The organism is Streptococcus australis, assembly GCF_019930045.1.
Lineage (GTDB): Bacteria > Bacillota > Bacilli > Lactobacillales > Streptococcaceae > Streptococcus > Streptococcus australis_D.
In genome coordinates, this window is record NZ_JAHZQQ010000114.1 from 1 (window position 1) to 1,163 (window position 1,163).

Annotated in this window: 1 protein-coding gene; it reads right to left on the minus strand. The window is 39.5% G+C overall.

Annotated elements, in window-relative coordinates:
• Window positions 1–57: 57 nt before the first annotated feature.
• The gene (locus K1J10_RS10500; RefSeq protein ID WP_223357332.1) at window positions 58–1,077 is read right to left on the minus strand and encodes an IS30 family transposase; all 1,020 of its coding nucleotides are present in this window, start codon (window positions 1,075–1,077) and stop codon (window positions 58–60) included.
• Window positions 1,078–1,163 lie beyond the last annotated feature (86 nt).

Here is a 1,163-nt window from a genome sequence, read left to right on the forward strand (position 1 = left end):
TCCCCAATTGTCAAGTCAAGTGCAACAAAGTTGTTCCTCTGATTAAGCGAGTATCTTTCAAGCTGTTTGAGCTGACTCAAACAGCTTTTTTGCAGACTGATAGCCATGGATTCGTCTAGGCCTTTCATTGATAGCCTTTGTATAGTCCTCTAAAAGTGTCGGCTTTAGTTCTTTTAGTGAGACTCCCTTTGGAATGAACTCTCTTAATAATCCATTGAAATTCTCATTTGTACCTCGTTCATAAGATGAATAGGCATGTGCAAAATAAACATCTAATCCCTCTATTTTACTCAATGATGAAAATTCGTTTCCATTATCTGCAGTGATGGACTTAATGGGATAAAGTTTCATACACTCTAAGACTGCTTGATTGACATACTCTGCTTTCTTTTCGACAAGTTTCTTTGTGACAGCATAACGTGTTTGTCGCTCTACCAAGGTCAGAATAGAAGGTTCTCCTACTGTCTTTCCACCTAGAACAGAATCGATTTCCCAATCTCCAAAACGGGAGCGATTATTGATTTCTTCTGGCCTTTCTTCAATTGACTTTCCTAGATGTTTCTTGGTAGAGGGACGCTTGTTAAATTTCTTACGGATCCGCACTGCTCTTGGTAAATCAATAACCTTAATCTCTAACAAACCTTGATGGATATAGTTATAGAGCGTCTTGGTTGAAGGAACAACTGCATCTACATGTTGGAGCCTGTAGGTATGAACAAAGGTATCCACGCTATGCACCCTTGGTTTCTCTCTCATTGCTTTTGTGAATTTTGTCAGAAAGTCGTCCGATACACAATCCAGTTTCAGATAATAGCTGGCTTCTCTGGCCTGACGATAGCGGTTATGGGCCGCATCTGCATAATAGTGTTGATAATAGACCTTCTGTCCATTTACTTGTTTCACTTGTGTTATAGAACCTCGATTAATCTCACGAGTAATAGTAGAGCGATTTCTCCCCAGTCTACGAGCAATCTCAGCAGGTTTGAGTCCTACGCTTAAATAAGCTTCAATTTCTCCTCGCTCAGCATCAGATAAGTGTTTGTATGATTGATTTGTGGTAGAATAGTTTGTGGACATGTACATCTTCCTCTATACTGTTTTTTGCAACTCTAGTATATCAGATGAACATGTCTTTTGTGTTGCACTTCATTTTACAACAGGGC

What these genes read in the sequence shown, in the direction of transcription:
- K1J10_RS10500 (WP_223357332.1), bottom strand. Translation starts at nt 1,077, where the DNA reads ATGTCCACAAACTATTCTACCACAAATCAATCATACAAACACTTATCT.